We start from the raw sequence: 18,053 nt of genomic DNA on the forward strand, positions 1-18,053 counted from the left end.
TGCATGGGTCCAGGCTACACCCCTCGCCATCCGCGGGGCAGGATGCCGCGGGCGCGCGGTCGCGGGCGCGGGGACTACGCCGCCTCGCCCGCGAGCCCGTGCTCGTAGGCGAAGACGACGAGCTGCACGCGGTCGCGGAGCCCCAGCTTCGCGAGGATGCGCGAGATGTGCGTCTTGACCGTCGCCTCGGAGACGAACTCCGTGCGCGCGATCTCGGTGTTCGACAGTCCCTTCGCCGCGAGCGAGAAGATCTGCCGCTCGCGCTCGGTGAGCCCGCCGAACGCGGGCGGCGCCGCCTGGCGCTGCCGGCCGAACGCCTTGAACAGCTCACGGGTCGCGCTCGCCGCGACGACCTCGTTGCCCGCGTGCACCGTGCGGATCGCCGCGAGCACGAGCTCGGGCTCCGCGTCCTTGAGGATGAAGCCGGAGGCGCCGGCGCGGATCGCGCGCGCCGCGGCCTCGTCGAGGTCGAACGTCGTGAGCACGACCACCCGCGCGCCGGGCCGCGCCCGCACGATCCGGTCGGTCGCCGAGATGCCGTCGAGCACGGGCATGCGCACGTCCATGAGGATCACGTCGGGCTGCTGCTCGTCGGCCAGGCGCACGGCCTGCGCGCCGTCGGCCGCCTCGCCGACGCACACGAGGTCGGGCTGCGACTCGACGAGCATGCGGATGCCGCTGCGGAACAGCGCCTGGTCGTCGACGATGAGCACCCGGATCATGCGCGGCCTCCCTGCGCCGGGGCAGCCAACGGGTGCTGCATGCCCGCCGGGAACGCCGCCCGCACGCGGAACCACCCGTCGTCGATGCCCGACCACAGCTCTCCGCCGGCGAGCCGCGCGCGCTCGTGCATCCCGCGCACGCCGTGGCCCGCGCGGCCGGGCATCGCGAGCATCCGGTTGTGCACGTCGATCACCGCGCCGGCGCCGCCGAGCAGGCGCACGTGCACCGGCTGAGCGCGGTCGCCGTGCCGCAGCGCGTTCGTCAGCGCCTCCTGCAGGATCCGGTAGGCGGCGATGTCGGCCGTGCGCGGCAGCGCGACCGGGCCGCCCGCCCGCTCCAGCCGCACGTCCAGGCCGGCCGCGCGCATCCGCTCGACCAGCACGTCGACGCCGTCGAGCGACGCGATCGGGTCGGGCGCCTCGCTGTGGCGCAGCTGCTCGAGCAGCAGCCGCACATCGCCGAGCGCGTGCTTGGCCGTGCCGGCGATCGTCTCGAGCGAGGCGTCCTTCACAGCCGGATCGGCCGCGTAGCGCGCGCCGTTCGCCTGCGCGATGACGACGGCGAGCGAGTGGGCGACGACGTCGTGCATGTCGCGCGCGAGCGCCGCCCGCTCCTCCTCCTGGTCGGCGCGCCGCTGCGACACCTGCGCGACGACCGTCGCCGCCTCGGTGCGGGCGGCCGCCGCGACGCCCCAGCCGACGAGGATCGCCATCGAGAACAGCAGCATCGGCGGGATCCAGAGGATCGCCGTGAGGCGCACGACCTCGCTCGCGGCCGCGCCGGGAGACGCGAACCCGCCCGTGGTGGTCACCCACCACGACGCGAGCAGCGACGCGGCGAGCGCGAGCGCGAAGGCTGCGAGCCGGCCGGGCCAGCGCGAGAAGCGACCCGCCGAGTAGAGCACGACGAGCACCGCGAACCAGACCGGGAAGAGCGGCGCGGCGAGCAGCACGTGCACGGCCCCGAGCGCGGTGAGCGCGGCGAGCGCGAGCACCGGGCGGGCGCGGCGCACGAGGATCGCCCCGACCGCGGCGACCGCGACGACCGCCGCGAGCAGCCACGGAGTGTCGATCGGCAGCGCCGCCATCAGCACCATCGGCAGCCCGAGGAGGGCGAGCGTGACCGCGGCGAGGATGGCATCCGCGCGGAGCGTGCGCCGGTCGAGGCGCCCGCCGCCGGCGGGGCGCCGGGGGTCGACGGCGGATGCGGTGGTCACGCACGCCAGCGTAGGGCGGCGTCGGGCGCGGGCCGGGCCCGCCCGCCGGGAATCATCCGCTCGGCGGAGGCCGCCCGCGCGGGCCGGTCGCGCCTGGCGCGCGCGTGCGGCCGCGCCGGATAGGCTCTGCCTCGCTGCACCGGTGCAGCTCCCGACCAGGATCGAGGGCACGTGGAAGACACCGCGATCGAGACGGCCCCCGACCGGCCGGAGCGCACCCGTGCGCGCACCCGGCTCGCGATGGCCGCCGCCGGGATGCGCGCCGCCGCCCGGGTGCGGCTCGTCGAGCCCGAGATCCGCGGCCTCCACCACCTCGTGCGGCGCGGCGACGTCTGCTTCGACGTGGGCGCCGCCTACGGCATGTACTCGATCCCGCTCGCCGACCTCGTCGGCCCGGACGGCGCCGTGCACTGCTTCGAGCCGCAGCCGCGCCCGCGGGCGCTGCTGTCGGCCGCCCGGCGCGCGACCGGCGCCGGCCACATCCGGCTCTCCGACTCCGGCATGGGCCGCACCGTCGGCCACCTGCCGCTCGTGCTGCCGGTGCGCTTCGGCCTGCCGATCAGCGGCCACGCGCACCTCGCCGACGGCCTCGCCACGACCGCTCCGGCGCGCCCGGGCGCCACCCGGCGCATCCACGTGCCCGTCACCACCATCGACGACGTGTGCGCCGCGCGGTCGATCGAGCGCGTGCACTTCATCAAGGCCGACGTCGAGGGCTTCGAGCCCGAGGTGCTGCACGGCGCCGCCGCGGTGCTCGAGCGCGACATGCCGTCGCTGCTGCTCGAGATCGAGGACCGCCACCTCGCGCGCTACGGCCGCACCGCCGACGAGGTCGCGGCGCTGCTGCGCGAGCGCGGCTACGCGATGGCCACGTGGCGCGATGACGGCTGGCAGCCCGCGGAGCGCGTCGTGCTCGGCACGCGCAACTACCTCTTCCGCGCCGCGGCCTGAGCGCTCTCCCGCTCGGCCGCAGGTAGGCTCGCCCGGTGCCGCAGCCCGCTCGACGACCCCGCCCCCGACGACTGCTGACCGCGCTCGCGCTCGCGGCGCTCGCGCTGCTGGGACCCGCGCTGCTCGTCGTCGGCCAGCTCGGCGTGGCGGCGGACGAGGCGCTCGCCGCGTCCGGCGACCGGGTCGCGGGCACCGTCGTGGAGGCGTCCGACTCGCAGCGCGCGTCGCAGCGCGACGTGGTGGTGGCCTACCGCGGGCACGACGGGGTCGAGCGCACGGTCGTCGCGAAGTCCGACCACGAGCAGGTCGCGCGCGCGGGCGACGCGGTGGAGGTCGCGGTCGACCCCGCCGACCCTGACCGCGCCGTCGTGCTGGGCTTCGAGAGCGGCTGGACGCCGGTCGCCGGCATGGGCATCGTGCTGTCGGCGATCGCGGTGCTCATCGCCGCGATCGCGCTCGTGACGCGCGCGCTGCGCGGGCGCGCGGCGCGGCAGGCGGATGCGCCCGCCGACGCGTCGAGCGCGCGGCGCTGAGCCGCGGCGCGATCAGAAGCCGAAGCGGCCGAGCTGCTTCGGGTCGCCCTGCCACTCCTTCGCGACCTTGACGCGCAGGTCGAGGTGCACCTGCGTGCCGACGATGCGCTCGATCTCGGCCCGCGCATCCGCGCCCACCTGGCGCAGCCGCGAGCCCTTGTGGCCGATGATGATGCCCTTCTGGCTGTCGCGCTCGACCCACAGGTTGGCGTAGACGTCGGTGAGGTCGCGGTCCTCGCGGCGCACGATGTCGTCGATCGTCACCATGATCGAGTGCGGCAGCTCGTCGCGCACGCCCTCGAGCGCAGCCTCGCGCACGAGCTCGGCGATGCGCACGTCGAGCGGCTCCTCGGTCGTCGTCTCGGCCTCGTAGAGCGGCGGACCCTCCGGCAGCAGGTCGACGAGCGCGTCGACGAGCACGTCGAGCTGCGTGCCGGCGACCGACGAGAGCGGCACGACGGCATCCCACTCGCGCAGCTCGGTCACCGCGAGGAGCTGGGCGGCGACGCGCTCGCGCGAGGCGGCGTCGGTCTTCGTCACGACCGCGACCTTGCGCGCGCGCGGGAAGCCCTCGAGCTGCTGGTCGATGTAGCGGTCGCCCGGGCCGAGCGGCTCGTCGGCCGGCACGCACAGGCAGATGACGTCGACGTCGCCGAGCGTCGTCTGCACGACCGCGTTGAGGCGCTTGCCGAGCAGCGTGCGGGGCTTGTGCATGCCCGGCGTGTCGACGATGACGAGCTGCGCGTCGTCGCGGTGCACGACCCCGCGGATCGCGTGCCGCGTCGTCTGCGGCTTCGACGAGGTGATGGCGATCTTCTCGCCCACCAGCGCATTCATGAGCGTCGACTTGCCGGCGTTCGGCCGGCCGACGAAGGTGACGAACCCGCTGCGATGCGGGCCCTGGTGCTGCTCGGTCATGCTGCCCCCTCGGGCTCCGCGGCGGCCGCGACCTGGCGCGACACCTCCATCTCGCCCGCGTTCCGGCCGCGCCCGTCGAGCGAGCGCACCTCGATCCGCAGGCCGTGCACGTGGACGACGTCGCCGACCTCGGTGATGCGCCCCAGCTCCTTCTGCACGAGCCCGCCGACGGTGTCGACGTCCTCGTCGTCCAGCGTGAGGTCGAACAGGTCGCCGAGCTCGTCGATCTGGAGCCTGGCCGAGACGCGCCACACGTCGTCGCCCGCCTCCACGACCTCGCTGCGCCCGCGGTCGTGCTCGTCGTGGATCTCGCCGACGAGCTCCTCCACGAGGTCCTCGAGCGTGACGAGGCCGGCGATGCCGCCGTACTCGTCGACGACCATCGCGACGTGCACGCGCTCGGCCTGCATGAGCGCGAGCGTGTCGTCGGCCTTCTTCGACTCGGGCACGAGCAGGGCGGGCCGCGCGAGCTCGCCCGCGGTCTCGGTGGCGTCGGGCCGCCAGGTGCGGCTGCGCACCACGTCGCGGAGGTACAGGATGCCGTCGACCTCGTCGGTCGACTCCCCCACGACCGGCATGCGCGACAGGCCGTTGTCGAGGAACTGCCGCAGCGCATCCGTCGCCGTCGTGTCGCGGTCGACCACGATCATGTCGGGCCGCGGCACCATCACCTCGCGTACGAGCGTCTCGTTGAACTCGAAGATGGAGTGGATGAGCTCGCGGTCGTCGTCCTCGAGCACGTCGGACTCGGCGGCCGCGTCGACCATCGACAGCAGCTGCGCCTCGGTCGTGAACGCCGTCTCGCGCTGGCGGCCGGGCGTGACCTTGTCGCCGACCGTCGCCACCAGGATCGCGACCGGCCCCATGAGCACGCGCCAGAAGCGCAGGAAGCCGGCGGATGCGCGCAGCAGCGCGATCGCGTGCGTGCGGCCGACGGCGCGCGGGCTCGTGCCGACGAGCACGAACGAGACGACGATCATGACGCCCGCAGCGAGAGCCAACGTGATCCACCACTCGGTCACGAGCGAGTCGACGGCGAGGGTGATGAGCACCGCCGCGATCGTCTCGCACATGATGCGGCCGAACTGCAGGGTCATCAGGTGGCCCCGCAGGTCGTCGGCGATCGCGAGCATCGCCCGGGAGCGGCGCGCGGTCGTCGCCGACATCTGCAGCTCGGCGCGCGAGACGACGCCGAGCGCCGCGTCGCACGCGGCGAGCCAGGCGCCGAACGCGATGAGCAGCGCCGCGACGACGAAGAGGACGGTCTCGAACATCAGGGCATGCGCCCCGGCGTGGCCCGGTCGTGCTCCTCGAAGCCGGCGAGGAGCCGGTCCTGCAGCGTGAACATCTCGTCGCGGTCGGCGGGCTCGGCGTGGTCGAAGCCGAGCAGGTGCAGCAGGCCGTGCGTGGTGAGCAGGCGGAGCTCGGCCACGAGGCTGTGGCCGGCCTCGGCCGCCTGCGCCTGCGCGACCTCGGGGCACAGCACGATGTCGCCGAGCAGCCCGGCGGGCGTCGGGCGGTCGTGCGAGCCGGGCCGCAGCTCGTCCATCGGGAACGACAGCACGTCGGTGGGGCCGGGCTCGTCCATCCACTGCACGTGCAGCTGCTCCATCGCGGCGACGTCGACGAGCACGAGCGACACGTCGGCGTCGGGGTGCACGAAGAGCTTCTCGAGGGCGAAGGCGACGAGCCGCACGAGCTGCGCCTCGTCGACGGTCGCCTCGGTCTCGTTGAGCAGGTCGATCGCCATCAGTGCCTCCCGCGGCGGGCGTGGTGGGACTGCTGCGACTGCCGCGCCTGGCGCGCCATCGCCCGCTGGTCGTGCTCGGTGTACGCGTCGACGATCTCGCCGACGAGCGTGTGCCGCACGACGTCGGCGCTCGTGAGCATGGCGAAGTGGATGTCGTCGATGCGGCCGAGCACCTGCTGCGCGACCTGGAGCCCCGACGTGCCGGCGGGCAGGTCGACCTGCGTCGCATCGCCCGTGACGACCATCTTCGAGCCGAAGCCCAGGCGCGTGAGGAACATCTTCATCTGCTCGGGGCTCGTGTTCTGCGCCTCGTCGAGCACGATGAACGAGTCGTTGAGGGTGCGCCCGCGCATGTAGGCGAGCGGCGCGACCTCGACGACCCCGGTCGCGAGCAGCTTCGGCACGAGCTCGGGGTCCATCATCTCGTTGAGCGCGTCGTAGAGCGGCCGCAGGTAGGGGTCGATCTTGTCGGTGAGCGTGCCGGGCAGGAAGCCCAGGCGCTCGCCCGCCTCCACCGCGGGACGCGTGAGGATGATGCGGCTGACCTCCTTGCGGTGGAGCGCCTGCACGGCCTTCGCCATCGCGAGGTAGGTCTTGCCGGTGCCGGCGGGGCCGATGCCGAAGACGATGGTGTGGTGGTCGATCGCCTCGACGTAGGAGCGCTGCCCCTCGGTCTTGGCGCGGATCGACTTCCCGCGCGAGGTGAGGATGACCTCGCCGATCGCGTCGGAGAGGCTGCGCGTGGAGTCCTGCCGGAGGATGCGCGAGCCCTCGGAGACCTCGGTCTGGCTGAGGTTCGCGCCCTGGCGCACGAGGTCGACGAGCTCCTGCACGAGCCGCGTCGCGACCTGCACGTCGTCCTCCGGCCCCTCGAGCGTGACGAGGTTGCCGCGCACCGCGACCCGCACGTCGGGGTGCTCGCGCTCGAGGCGCGTGAGCAGCCGGTCCTGCGGCCCGAGCAGCCGCACCATCTCGATGCCGTCGATCTCGATCGACTGGGAAGCGTCAGGCAAGCGAGCCCTCTCCGAGCGAGCCGGCGAGCACGTGCGCGTGCGCGTGGAAGACCGTCTGGCCCGCCAGCTCGCCGGTGTTGAACACGAGCCGGAAGTCGCCCGCGGCGCGCTCCCGGGCGATGGCCTGCGCCATCTGCACCATCTCGGCGAGCAGCTCCGGGTCGCCGGCGGCGAGCTCGACGACGTCGCGGTAGCGCGCCGTCTTCGGCACCACCAGCACGTGCATCGGCGCCTGCGGGTGGATGTCGCTGAAGGCGATGATGCGGTCGTTCTCGAGCACGATCTCCGCCGGGATCTCGCGCGCGACGATCTTCTCGAACACGGTCTGCTCAGCCATGGGCCCAGCCTACCCGCGGCCCGCTCACCAGCGGCCGAGTCGCATCGACAGCGCCGCGATGCCCGCGAGGCCCGCCGTCGACGTGCGGAGCACGTGGTCGCCCATCCGCGCCCGCACGGCGCCCGCCGCGTCGAGCCGCTCGAGCTCGGCCGGATCGATGCCGCCCTCGGGGCCCACGATGAGCAGCACGTCGCGGTCGACCGGCACGTCGGCGATCGAGCCGGGCGCGGCCGGATCGAGCACGACGAGCCGCCAGTCGCCGGCGAGCGCGGCGAGGCCCTCCGTGTCGACGACGCCCGCCACCTCCGGCAGCCGCGCACGGATCGCCTGCTTCCCCGCCTCGCGCACCACCCGGCGCCAGCGCTCGAGCGCCTTGTCGCCGCGCTCGCCCCGCCACTGCACGACGCTGCGCCGCGCCTGCCAGGGCACGATCGCGTCGACGCCGAGCTCGGTCGAGGCCTGCACCGCGAGCTCGGCGCGGTCGCCCTTCGCGAGCGCCTGCGCGAGGCCGATGCGCGGGCGCGGCGCCGCGACCTCCTCGACCCGGTGCAGCACGACGTCGACCGCGCGCGGCTCGGCGCGCTCGATGACGCCCTCCGCGAGCACACCCCGGCCGTCGCTCACGAGCACCCGCTCGCCGCGGCGCATCCGGGAGACGACCGCGGCGTGGTGGGCCTCCTCGCCGATGAGCGTGACGACGTCGCCCGCCGCGCTCCCGGCGAGCGCGTCGTGCCAGTAGCAGTGGGCCATCAGAGGCGCAGGCGGTCGCGCATCTTCGCGAACAGGCCCTGCTTGAACGCAGCCAGGTGCGGCGCGGGCGCCTTCGTGCGCTCCCGCAGCTCGCGCAGCAGCTCCTCGGTGCGGCGGTCGATGCGCGACGGCGTCACGACCTGCACGCCGAGCTTCAGGTCGCCCCGGCCGGCGCCGCGCAGCCGCGTCACGCCGCGGTCGTCGATCGTGATGACGTCGCCCGACTGCGTGCCGGCGCGCACCTCGACGTCGACCGGCCCGTCGATGCCCTCCACAGTCGCGCGCGCCCCGAGCGCCGCATCCGGCATCGACACCTCGAGGGTGCCGAGCAGGTCGTCGCCCGCGCGGCTGAAGACGTCGTGGTGGCGCACGTTGACCTCGAGGTACAGCGTGCCCGCGGGACCGCCGGCCTCGCCGACCTCGCCCTGCCCGGGGAGCTGGATGCGCAGGCCCGTGTCGACGCCCGCGGGGATGTCGACCGGGATCGTGCGCTCGGCGCGCATGCGGCCATGGCCGGCGCACGTGGGGCACGGCTGCGGGATGACGCTGCCGAAGCCCTGGCAGACCGCGCACGGCTGGGTGGTGACGACGTTGCCGAGCAGCGAGCGCACCTGGCGCTGCACGTGGCCGGAGCCGCCGCACATCGTGCAGCGCTCCTCGCTCGTGCCCGGTGCGGTGCACGCGCCGTCGCACGTCTCGCAGAGCACGGCGGTCTGCACGCGCAGCTCGCGGTGCACGCCGAACACGACGTCGGCGAGCTCGAGGTCGACGCGCAGCAGGCTGTCCTGCCCCGGCTGCCGGCGCGAGCGCGGCCCGGCCGAGCGCCCGCCGCCGAAGAACTGCTCGAAGATGTCGCCGAAGCCGAAGGCACCGCCGCCGAGGCTCGGGCCGCGGTCGTACTCGGCGCGCGACTGCGGGTCGCCCAGCACGTCGTACGCGTGCGTGACGTCCTTGAACCGCTCGGCCGCGTCGGCGCTCGGGTTGACGTCCGGGTGCAGCTCGCGCGCGAGCCGCCGGTACGCCTTCTTGATCTCGTCCTGGCCGGCGTCGCGTGCGACGCCGAGGGTCTCGTAGTGGTCGGTCACTCAGTCCTCGCTCAGCAGCCGCGTCAGGTAGCGCGCAACTGCGCGCACCGCGGCCATGTTCCCTGCGTAGTCCATCCTGGTCGGGCCCAGCACGCCCACGTGCCCCTCGCTGTCGTCGGCGCTGTAGGTCGAGGCGACGACGGACGCCTCCCCCAGCGGTCCCGCGAGCTCGCGCCCGATGCGGGTCGCGACCTCGCCCTCGGCGCCCATCTCGTGGAACAGGCGCAGGAGCGTCACCTGCTCCTCGATCGCGTCGAGCACCGGGGTCACGGTGCCCTGGAAGTCGCGCTCCTCGCGCACGAGGTTCGAGGCGCCCGCGATCACGATGCGGTCGCCGCCCGCCGCCTGCAGCATCTCGGTCAGCGTCTGCGCGACCGCGGCGGTCGCGCGGGCGATGGATGCGGGGGCGGATGCGGCAGCGCCGGCGAGGCGGGACGCGGCCTCCTTGGGCGGCAGCTCGGCGAGCGTCTCGGTGAACGCCCGCCCGAGCGCCGTGGCCTGCTCGGGCTCGATCGCCTGCTGCGCGTCGAGCAGGCGCTGCTCGACGCGGCCGGAGTCGAGGATGAGCACGGCGAGCAGCCGCGTCTCGGCGATCGCCACGAGCTCGACCCGGCGCACGGCCGCGGGCCGGCGGAGCGGCACCTGCACGAGCGCGACCTGGTTCGTCAGCTGCGAGAGGAGGCGCGCGGTGCGCGCGAGCACGTCGTCGCGGTCGACCGACTCGTCGAGGAAGCGGTGGATCGCGGCGCGCTGCGCCGCCGTGAGCGGCTGCATGCGCTGCAGCCGGTCGACGAAGACGCGGTAGCCCTTGTCGGTCGGCACCCGGCCGGAGGAGGTGTGCGGGGCGACGATCAGCTCCTCCTCCTCGAGGAGCGCCATGTCGTTGCGGATCGTGGCCGCCGAGACGCCGAAGGTGTGCCGCTCGACGATCGACTTCGAGCCCACGGGCTCCCGCAGCGCCACGTAGTCCTGCACGATCGCGCGCAGCACCTCGAGGCCGCGATCCGAGACCATGCCGCGCTCCCCTCGTCGTCCGGGCGACCGCCCGTCGTCCCTGCCGCGGCGGCGCTCGCCCGCGCGCTGGCACTCCCGTCTGCTGACTGCCAATCCTACCGCCTCGCGCCGAGGGGCCGGTCGCGGCGGTTCGGATGCCATCCCCAGCCACCCGGGCGCACAATGTGCACAGCGGGACGCCCCAGCGTGCCGTCCGAACTGACACGAGAGGCACGTCATGTCCGATCCCAACGCTCTGCGCCGCGAGGGGCAGCACGATCCCGCGGACCAGCCCGCCGAGGGCTTCTCCGTGACGGACGAGCAGCACGCGGCCCCCAGCGCGCCCGCCGCGCCCGGCACGCCCGGCGTCGGCCAGCCCGCCCAGTCCTTCACCGCGCCGGCGGCCGACCAGGCCCCCGGCCAGCCCGCCTTCAGCGGGACGCCCGACGACGAGCCCGCGGTCGGCCAGGACTGGCAGCACGGCCAGCACCAGCCGGAGGGCAGCCACCTCGGCCAGCCGTCCGCGCCGCAGGCTCCGCCCGCGTGGGCGCAGCCCGGCCAGGGCGCGTCGGCCCCGCAGCAGCCGGGCGGCTACAGCCAGCAGGGCGGCCCGCAGCAGCCGTTCGCCCAGCCCGGCAGCGCGCCGGTCTACGGCGCTCCCGGCCAGCAGGGCGCGGGCTACGGGCAGCCTGGCTACGGGCAGCCGCAGCCCGGGTACGGCCAGCCCCAGCAGGGGCAGCCGCAGTACGGCGCGCCCGGCCAGCCGCAGTACGCGACCTCCGCGCCGATGTCGCCCGTCGACGAGAAGAACGCCGGGATGTGGGGGCACCTGTCGGGGCTCTCGACCATCGTCACCGGCGGCTTCGGCGGCTGGATCGGCCCGCTCATCGTCTACATGATCTACAAGGACCGCAGCGCCTTCGCGAAGCAGGAGTCGAAGGAGGCGCTGAACTTCGGCATCTTCATGACGATCCTCGCCGTGGGCCTCATCGTCATCGGCACGCTCACGAGCATCATCGGCATCGGCTTCCTGCTGCTCAGCATCTACTGGGTGCCGGCGCTGCTGCAGGTGATCTTCTCGATCATCGGCGCGATGCGCGTCAACGGCGGCGGCTCGTACCGCTACCCGTTCAACTGGCGGATGGTGAAGTAGGCCCGCTCAGGGCAGCAGCCGGCGCACCACGGCGTCGGCCAGGAGCCGCCCTCGCAGCGTCGGGACCACCCGGCCGGCGAGGGCGGCTCTGCCGTCCACGAGCTCCTCGGCGACGAGCCCCGCGACCGCGCGCCTGCCCTCGTCGTCGAGCAGCGCGATCGGGAGCCCCTCGGCGATGCGCGACTCGAGCAGCACCCGCTCGACGCGCCGCGTCTCGTCGTCGAGCACCTCGCGCGCGAGCGCCGGCGATGCGCCGGCCAGCAGCCGGTCGCGGTACGCCGCCGGGTGCTTGACGTTCCACCACCGCACGCCGCCGACATGGCTGTGCGCTCCGGGGCCGAAGCCCCACCAGTCGTGCCCGCGCCAGTAGGCGAGGTTGTGCCGGGCGACGCGGTCGCCGCGGGCCCAGTTGGAGACCTCGTACCAGGTGTATCCCGCTGCGCCGAGCGTCGCATCCGCCGCCTCGTACATCGCCGCCTGCGCGTCGTCGTCGGGCGCGACGAGCTCGCCGCGCCGGATGCGGCGGGCGAGCGCCGTGCCCTCCTCGACGATGAGCGCGTACGCCGAGACGTGGTCCGGGCCCATCGCGACCGCCGCGTCGAGCGAGCGCTGCCAGTCGTCCTGCGACTCCCCGGGCGCGCCGTAGATGAGGTCGAGGCTGACCTCGAGCCCAGCGTCGCTGGCCCACGCGACGACCTGCGGCACGCGCGCCGGGTCGTGCGTGCGGTCGAGGGCCGCGAGCACGTGCGGCACCGCCGACTGCATGCCGAACGACACCCGCGTGACGCCGCCGTCGCGCAGCCGCGCGAGCCCGCCCGCGTCGATCGAGTCGGGGTTCGCCTCGACCGTGACCTCCGCGCCCTCGGCCAGGCCGAACGCATCCGCGACCCCGGCGAGCATGCCCACGAGGTCGTCGGCCGGCAGCAGCGTGGGCGTGCCGCCGCCGAAGAACACCGTCTGCGCGGGCCGCACCGGGCCGAGCGCCCCGAGCACGCGGCCGGCGAGCGCGAGCTCGGCGGCGACGTCGGCCGGGTAGCCCGCGCGCGTCGCGCCCCGCAGCTCGTCGGCGGTGTAGGTGTTGAAGTCGCAGTAGCCGCAGCGCACCGAGCAGAACGGCACGTGCACGTAGACGCCGAACGGCGCGTCGACCGCGGTGCCCTGCGGCAGCGCGCCGTCGGCCGGCGCGGTCTCGCCCTCCGGCAGCCTGCCCATCGTCAGCGGACGTCGATCGACCGCAGCACGTCCATGTAGCGGTCGTGGTAGCGGCGGCGCATCGCGCGCGCGATCGGCGAGCCGAGCCGCACCCACCACTTCGCGTCGCGCACGAGCGCGCGGAAGTGCAGGAAGACGGTCTCGTCCTCGACGATCTCGATCGTGAAGCGCTCCTCGCCCGCCTCCGGGTGCCCCTCGAGGGTGCCGAGGATCACGCCGTGGCTGCTCTCCTCGTCCTCGATCGCGATGACGCGCATCGGGGCGTGGATCTGCATGCCGAGCACGCGCACGCGCTGGTCGATCGAGTCGCCCGGCTGCAGGAACGGCTCGCCGTCGGGGCCGAAGTCCTGCTGCGGCTCGATGCTCGCCGCACGGGTCGCCTCCGTGCCGTCGAAGCCGACGGGGCGGTAGACGGTGCCCTCCTCCGAGCCGACGACGTCGACCTCGATGCCCGACAGCCGCTGCACCTTCCAGGTGCGCAGCGCCGCGACGGCCGCGTCGTAGCGCGGCCGGCCGTGGCCGATGCGCGCGCGGCGCTGGATGACCTCGAAGCCCTTCGGGGGGAAGCGCGAGAAGTCGAAGTGGGCGGTCGCGCCGACGGCGCCGTAGTTGGTGGCGCGCTCGTGGATGGGCTTCACTGCGATCCGTCCTTCACTTCGCGTCCTTCTTCGTCTCGCCGGTCGAGAGCGCGGCGATGAACGCCTCCTGGGGGACCTCGACGCGACCGACCATCTTCATGCGCTTCTTGCCCTCCTTCTGCTTCTCGAGCAGCTTGCGCTTGCGCGTGATGTCGCCGCCGTAGCACTTGGCGAGCACGTCCTTGCGGATCGCGCGGATCGTCTCGCGGGCGATGATGCGCGCGCCGATCGCGGCCTGGATCGGCACCTCGAACTGCTGGCGCGGGATGAGCTCGCGCAGCTTGCCCGCCATGAGCACGCCGTAGGCGTACGCCTTGTCGCGGTGCACGATCGCGCTGAAGGCGTCGACCTGCTCGCCCTGCAGCAGGATGTCGACCTTCACGAGGTCGCCCTCCTCCTCGCCGTCGAGCTCGTAGTCGAGCGAGGCGTAGCCCTGCGTGCGCGACTTCAGCTGGTCGAAGAAGTCGAAGACGATCTCGCCGAGCGGCAGCCGGTAGCGCAGCTCGACGCGGTCCTCCGAGAGGTACTCCATGCCGCCGAGCGTGCCGCGGCGCGTCTGGCAGAGCTCCATGATCGCGCCGACGTAGTCCTTCGGCGCGAGGATCGTCGCCCGCACCATCGGCTCGATGACCGAGTGGATCTTGCCGTCGGGGAACTCGCTCGGGTTCGTGACGATGTGGGTCTGCCGGTCCTCGGTCTGCACCTGGTAGACCACGCTCGGCGCGGTCGCGATGAGGTCGAGGTTGAACTCGCGCTCGAGGCGCTCGGTGATGATCTCGAGGTGCAGCAGCCCCAGGAAGCCGCAGCGGAAGCCGAAGCCGAGCGCCACCGAGGTCTCGGGCTCGTAGACGAGCGCGGCATCGGAGAGCTTCAGCTTGTCGAGCGCCTCGCGCAGCACCGGGTAGTCGCTGCCGTCGATCGGGTAGAGGCCCGAGAACACCATCGGCTTCGGGTCGGCGTAGCCCTTGAGCGGCGTTGTCGCGGGCGACTTCACGGTCGTGACGGTGTCGCCGACCTTCGACTGGCGCACGTCCTTCACGCCCGTGATGAGGTAGCCGACCTCGCCGACGCTCAGCCCCTTCGACGGGATGGGCTCCGGGCTCGAGACGCCGATCTCGAGCGCCTCGTGCTTGGAGCCGGTCGACATCATCACCACCTGCTCGCGCGGCCGCAGCGTGCCGTCGACCATGCGCACGTAGGTGACGACGCCTCGGTAGGCGTCGTAGACGGAGTCGAAGATCATCGCGCGCGCGGGCCCGTCGACGTCGCCGACCGGCGCGGGGACGGTGCGGACCACCCGGTCGAGCAGCGCATCCACCCCCTCCCCCGTCTTGCCGCTCACGCGCAGCACGTCGTCGGGGTCGCCGCCGATGAGCCGCGCGATCTCGGCCGCGTACTTCTCGGGATCGGCTGCCGGCAGGTCGATCTTGTTGAGCACCGGGATGATCTCGAGGTCGTTGTCCATCGCGAGGTACAGGTTCGCGAGGGTCTGCGCCTCGATGCCCTGCGCCGCGTCGACCAGCAGGATCGCGCCCTCGCACGCGGCGAGCGAGCGCGACACCTCGTAGGTGAAGTCGACGTGGCCCGGGGTGTCGATCATGTTGAGCGCGAAGGTCTCGCCGTCGAGCTCCCACGGCATGCGCACAGCCTGCGACTTGATCGTGATGCCGCGCTCGCGCTCGATGTCCATGCGGTCGAGGTACTGGGCGCGCATCGAGCGGTCGTCGACGACGCCCGTCAGCTGCAGCATCCGGTCGGCGAGGGTCGACTTGCCGTGGTCGATGTGGGCGATGATGCAGAAGTTGCGGATCCTCGCCGGATCGGTCGAGGCAGGCTCGAGTGCCTTGGAGGCTCGGGGGCTCACGGGTCCTTCTCGTCGGGATGGGCTCGGTGGAGCTGGGTGCGGAAGGTCCCATTCTTCCACAGCGGATGCGGTCGGCCGCGTTGCGAGCGGGCCGCGGCCGCTGGTAGAGTCATCCGTTGGCTTCCCCTTCTCCTGCGCGCCCGTCGCGCGGGGTCGGGTCGCGGCGGGGCTCTGACGAGCACGAGCCGCCGCCAACCACGCTTCGAACCAGGACAGGACACCATGGCGAACATCAAGTCGCAGATCAAGCGCATCCTCACCAACGAGAAGGCGACCCTCCGCAACCGCGCCGTCAAGAGCGAGCTCAAGACCGCTGTGCGCGAGGCCCGCAAGGCCATCGCCGCCGGCGACAAGGAGGCCGCGCAGGTCAAGGTCGCCGCGGCGAACCGCAAGCTCGACAAGGCGGTCTCGAAGGGCGTCATCCACCGCAACCAGGCCGCGAACCGCAAGTCGGCCATCGCGAAGCAGGTCGCGTCGCTCTGAGCTGAGCCGCACGCACGACGAAGGGGGTCCCGGACGGGGCCCCCTTCGTCGTGCGCGCCGGTGCGTGCCGGCGCCCGCGCTGCCCCCGCCTGCGCATCCCCTACCCACTGAGTGGCGCCTCCGGCGATCGAGTGGCGCCCCGTGACATCGGGTGGCGCCCTCGGCGATCGAGTGGCGTCCCGCGTCGTCGAGTGGCGCCTCTGGAGAGCGAGTGGCGGCTCCGGCGATCGAGTGGCGCCTTGGAGCGCGCGGTGCAGCGGGCGCCACTCGATCGCGCACGGCGCCACTCGATCGCGCACGGCGCCACCCGATCGCGCACGGCGCCACTCGACCGCGGGAGGCGCCAGTCGGATGCGCCGGGCGGCGTCAGGCGGGGAAGGCGACCGCGCGCACGGGGGCGCCGTCGCCGGCGAGCCGCAGCGGGAAGAAGCCCACGCGCACGCGATCGGGCACGAGCTCGAGGCCGCGCACGTTCTCGACGATGAGGCCGTCGGCGCCGAGCACGGCCTCGTGGACCGGGAACGACGCCTCCGCCTCCCCAGTCGGGTCGGGGCTCAGCGTGTCGACGGCGAGCACCCGCATGCCCCGGCGCAGCAGCTCGGCAGCGGCATCGGGCGCGAGCGACGGGTGCCGGAGGCGCCGCGCATCGCCGAACCACCGCGCCCAGCCGGTGTCGAGCAGCACGATCGGCGGGAGGCGCTCCGGCAGCGGCGCCGCCGTTTCCAGCCGCTCGAGGCCGATGCGCTCACCGTCGCCGAGGCCCGGCACGCGCAGCACGATCGCGTCGCCGACGAGCTCGTCGAGCGCCACCTGCGCCATCGTCCGCCCGCCCGGCACCGTGTGCGAGGGCGCGTCGACGTGCGTGCCGGTGTGCGAGCCGAGCTCGAGCCGCGCCACGTCGACGCCGTCGGCCGCGACCGTCAGCGCCGGCGCGATGCGCACCTCTGGGTCGCCCGGGTAGACGGGCATGCCCTGCTCGATCGGGTGGCTGAGGTCGATCAGGCCGCCGGCCTGCGCGCGCGACGCCGATGCGCCCTGCGCGTCAGCGCGCATCCGCCGTCTCGGCGAGGTGCGGCGCCGGCGCCCCGCCCTTCGAGCGCCCAGGCAGCGACACGAACAGGTAGAGCAGGAAGGTGACGGCGAAGGCCGGCACGGTCGCGCCGATCGGCAGCGGCCAGACGTACGCCCACACGTAGGCGAGCGTCGCGCCGACCGCCCAGCTGCCGACCGCGAGCCAGTTCACGCCGCCGCGGTACCAGTAGCGACCGCCGCTCGGGCGGAGGATGTCGGCGTCGTAGGAGCGGCGCCGCAGCAGGTAGTAGTCGACGATCATGATCGCGAACACGGGTGCGAAGAGCGCGCTGATGAGCACGAGGAAGGTCGTGAACTGCTCGAGGAGCCCGAAGAACGTCGCGCCGATGATCGAGATGACGCCGAGCACGAGCGCGGTCGCGAGGAACGGGATGCGCCGGCCCGGGATCGCGTTCACGACCGACGTCACCATGCCGTAGACGACCATCGTGTTCGTCGCCATCACCGACAGGAAGATCGCGACGGCGAAGATCGCGCCGAACGGGTCGATCACGGTCACCGGGTCGAACGGTACGGCCTCGCCGCCGCTCAGCACGACGTAGCCGATCGCGGTGGCGCCGAGCGTCATCGCCGTCACCGTCGACAGCGTGTAGCCGATGCCCGAGCCGATCGCGCCTCCCCGCGTGGTGCGCGCGAAGCGGTTGAAGTCGGCCGAGAGCACCGTCCACGAGATGGCGGTCGCGAGCACGACGTCGAAGACCAGGCCGGGCGTGTAGAACGGCTCGGCGGTGCCGGGGATCGCGGCGAACTCGGCCGGCGAGAACGACGTGAAGGCGACGACGAAGACGTAGGCGGCGATCGCGAGGATGACAGCGGCGAACCACGGCTCGACGCGGGCGACGCCAGCGTGGCCGAAGATCGCGAGCACGACCACGATCGTCTGGCAGAGCACCGCGAAGATCACCGGGCTCGAGAAGCCGGTGACGGAGGCGACGATGTAGTCGAGCGAGATGCCGGCGAGCATCGCCTGCACCCAGCTCCACCCCATCAGGATCACGACGTTGGCGACGAGCGGCAGCAGGCTGCCGCGGATGCCGAACGGCCCGCGGGTGAGCGCCATGGTCGGCAGGCCCGTGCGGGTGCCGATCGCGCCGACCAGCACGAGCACGGCGGCGCCGAGCACCGTGCCGCCCACGATGAGGCCGAGCACCAGCCCGTACGGCACGTCGGGGACGAACAGCGTGCCCGTGAGCAGCGTGGTCACGACGAGGTTCGCGGCGAGCCAGATCATGAGCATGCGCCCGGAGCCGTAGGTGCCGCGCACCGGCCCGGCGTCGTCGGCGTTCGCCTGCAGTCGGCGTTCGAGGCGGGAGTAGAGCGACATCGGTCTCCTTCAGCGGTG

General features: G+C 73.5%; 19 protein-coding genes. 4 read left to right on the forward strand and 15 right to left on the reverse strand.

Features of this window, described 5'->3' with window-relative positions:
• Positions 1-74: 74 nt before the first annotated feature.
• Together MU522_RS12045 and MU522_RS12050 are read right to left on the reverse strand one after the other, a co-directional pair.
• The gene (locus tag MU522_RS12045) at positions 75-722 is read right to left on the reverse strand and encodes a response regulator transcription factor (RefSeq protein ID WP_246991301.1); all 648 of its coding nucleotides are present in this window, start codon (positions 720-722) and stop codon (positions 75-77) included.
• On the reverse strand, positions 719-1,939 hold the full coding sequence (locus MU522_RS12050) for a histidine kinase (RefSeq protein ID WP_246991303.1): 1,221 nt from the start codon (positions 1,937-1,939) through the stop codon (positions 719-721). The genes MU522_RS12045 and MU522_RS12050 overlap by 4 nt, the downstream gene beginning before the upstream one ends.
• 171 nt (positions 1,940-2,110) lie before the next feature.
• Here MU522_RS12050 and MU522_RS12055 point away from each other — a divergent pair, with 171 nt between their 5' ends.
• Both MU522_RS12055 and MU522_RS12060 read left to right on the forward strand, forming a co-directional pair.
• Complete coding sequence (locus MU522_RS12055; RefSeq protein WP_246991305.1) at positions 2,111-2,890, forward strand: FkbM family methyltransferase; 780 nt, start codon at positions 2,111-2,113, stop codon at positions 2,888-2,890.
• A 35-nt stretch (positions 2,891-2,925) separates the two neighbouring features.
• Entirely contained in the window at positions 2,926-3,423 is a 498-nt protein-coding gene (locus MU522_RS12060) for a DUF3592 domain-containing protein (protein ID WP_246991307.1), read from the forward strand.
• 12 nt (positions 3,424-3,435) lie between these two features.
• Here the strand turns inward: MU522_RS12060 and era are convergent, their stop codons facing one another.
• From era to hrcA, 8 genes are read right to left on the reverse strand one after another with little or no spacing between them, the layout of a single operon-like run.
• A complete protein-coding gene (era, locus tag MU522_RS12065) occupies positions 3,436-4,341 on the reverse strand; it encodes a GTPase Era (protein WP_246991309.1) in 906 nt (301 codons plus the stop codon).
• Positions 4,338-5,615 (reverse strand): hemolysin family protein, encoded by a 1,278-nt coding sequence (locus tag MU522_RS12070; RefSeq protein ID WP_246991312.1) that lies wholly within the window; start codon positions 5,613-5,615, stop codon positions 4,338-4,340. Before MU522_RS12070 ends, era begins: the two co-directional genes overlap by 4 nt.
• A complete protein-coding gene (gene ybeY / locus MU522_RS12075; RefSeq protein WP_246991320.1) occupies positions 5,615-6,091 on the reverse strand; it encodes an rRNA maturation RNase YbeY in 477 nt (158 codons plus the stop codon). Before ybeY ends, MU522_RS12070 begins: the two co-directional genes overlap by 1 nt.
• Positions 6,091-7,062 carry a PhoH family protein gene (locus MU522_RS12080; protein WP_128188677.1) on the reverse strand — a complete coding sequence of 324 codons (972 nt, stop codon included), beginning with the start codon at positions 7,060-7,062 and terminating at the stop codon, positions 6,091-6,093. The genes ybeY and MU522_RS12080 overlap by 1 nt, the downstream gene beginning before the upstream one ends.
• A gap of 34 nt (positions 7,063-7,096) precedes the next feature.
• Positions 7,097-7,441 carry a histidine triad nucleotide-binding protein gene (locus MU522_RS12085; RefSeq protein WP_128188631.1) on the reverse strand — a complete coding sequence of 115 codons (345 nt, stop codon included), beginning with the start codon at positions 7,439-7,441 and terminating at the stop codon, positions 7,097-7,099.
• 24 nt (positions 7,442-7,465) lie between these two features.
• On the reverse strand, positions 7,466-8,191 hold the full coding sequence (locus tag MU522_RS12090; RefSeq protein WP_146356364.1) for a 16S rRNA (uracil(1498)-N(3))-methyltransferase: 726 nt from the start codon (positions 8,189-8,191) through the stop codon (positions 7,466-7,468).
• The gene (locus MU522_RS12095; RefSeq protein ID WP_146356366.1) at positions 8,191-9,276 is read right to left on the reverse strand and encodes a DnaJ C-terminal domain-containing protein; all 1,086 of its coding nucleotides are present in this window, start codon (positions 9,274-9,276) and stop codon (positions 8,191-8,193) included. The genes MU522_RS12090 and MU522_RS12095 overlap by 1 nt, the downstream gene beginning before the upstream one ends.
• Positions 9,277-10,290: a heat-inducible transcriptional repressor HrcA gene (gene hrcA, locus MU522_RS12100; protein WP_128188628.1), complete on the reverse strand. Its 1,014-nt coding sequence runs from the start codon at positions 10,288-10,290 to the stop codon at positions 9,277-9,279.
• A 217-nt stretch (positions 10,291-10,507) separates the two neighbouring features.
• On the opposite strand from hrcA, the gene MU522_RS12105 reads away from it, so the two are divergent.
• Entirely contained in the window at positions 10,508-11,422 is a 915-nt protein-coding gene (locus MU522_RS12105) for a DUF4870 domain-containing protein (RefSeq protein ID WP_246991322.1), read from the forward strand.
• A 6-nt stretch (positions 11,423-11,428) separates the two neighbouring features.
• Here MU522_RS12105 and hemW read toward each other — a convergent pair whose 3' ends face one another.
• The 3 genes from hemW to lepA are packed head-to-tail and all read right to left on the reverse strand — an operon-like array spanning position 11,429 to position 15,136.
• The gene (hemW, locus tag MU522_RS12110; RefSeq protein ID WP_146356370.1) at positions 11,429-12,634 is read right to left on the reverse strand and encodes a radical SAM family heme chaperone HemW; all 1,206 of its coding nucleotides are present in this window, start codon (positions 12,632-12,634) and stop codon (positions 11,429-11,431) included.
• Between the two features lie 2 nt (positions 12,635-12,636).
• Positions 12,637-13,272 carry a DUF1990 domain-containing protein gene (locus tag MU522_RS12115; protein WP_128188625.1) on the reverse strand — a complete coding sequence of 212 codons (636 nt, stop codon included), beginning with the start codon at positions 13,270-13,272 and terminating at the stop codon, positions 12,637-12,639.
• A 13-nt stretch (positions 13,273-13,285) separates the two neighbouring features.
• Complete coding sequence (gene lepA / locus MU522_RS12120) at positions 13,286-15,136, reverse strand: translation elongation factor 4 (RefSeq protein WP_128188624.1); 1,851 nt, start codon at positions 15,134-15,136, stop codon at positions 13,286-13,288.
• Between the two features lie 222 nt (positions 15,137-15,358).
• Here lepA and rpsT point away from each other — a divergent pair, with 222 nt between their 5' ends.
• On the forward strand, positions 15,359-15,619 hold the full coding sequence (gene rpsT / locus MU522_RS12125) for a 30S ribosomal protein S20 (protein ID WP_128188623.1): 261 nt from the start codon (positions 15,359-15,361) through the stop codon (positions 15,617-15,619).
• A 366-nt stretch (positions 15,620-15,985) separates the two neighbouring features.
• Here rpsT and MU522_RS12130 read toward each other — a convergent pair whose 3' ends face one another.
• Positions 15,986-16,672 carry a cyclase family protein gene (locus MU522_RS12130; protein ID WP_246991324.1) on the reverse strand — a complete coding sequence of 229 codons (687 nt, stop codon included), beginning with the start codon at positions 16,670-16,672 and terminating at the stop codon, positions 15,986-15,988.
• Positions 16,662-18,035, reverse strand: a complete 1,374-nt coding sequence (locus MU522_RS12135) for a cytosine permease (RefSeq protein WP_246991326.1) — start codon at positions 18,033-18,035, stop codon at positions 16,662-16,664. Before MU522_RS12135 ends, MU522_RS12130 begins: the two co-directional genes overlap by 11 nt.
• Positions 18,036-18,053 lie beyond the last annotated feature (18 nt).

Source organism: Agrococcus sp. SCSIO52902, assembly GCF_022983135.1.
In the GTDB taxonomy this organism is placed as follows: domain Bacteria; phylum Actinomycetota; class Actinomycetes; order Actinomycetales; family Microbacteriaceae; genus Agrococcus; species Agrococcus sediminis.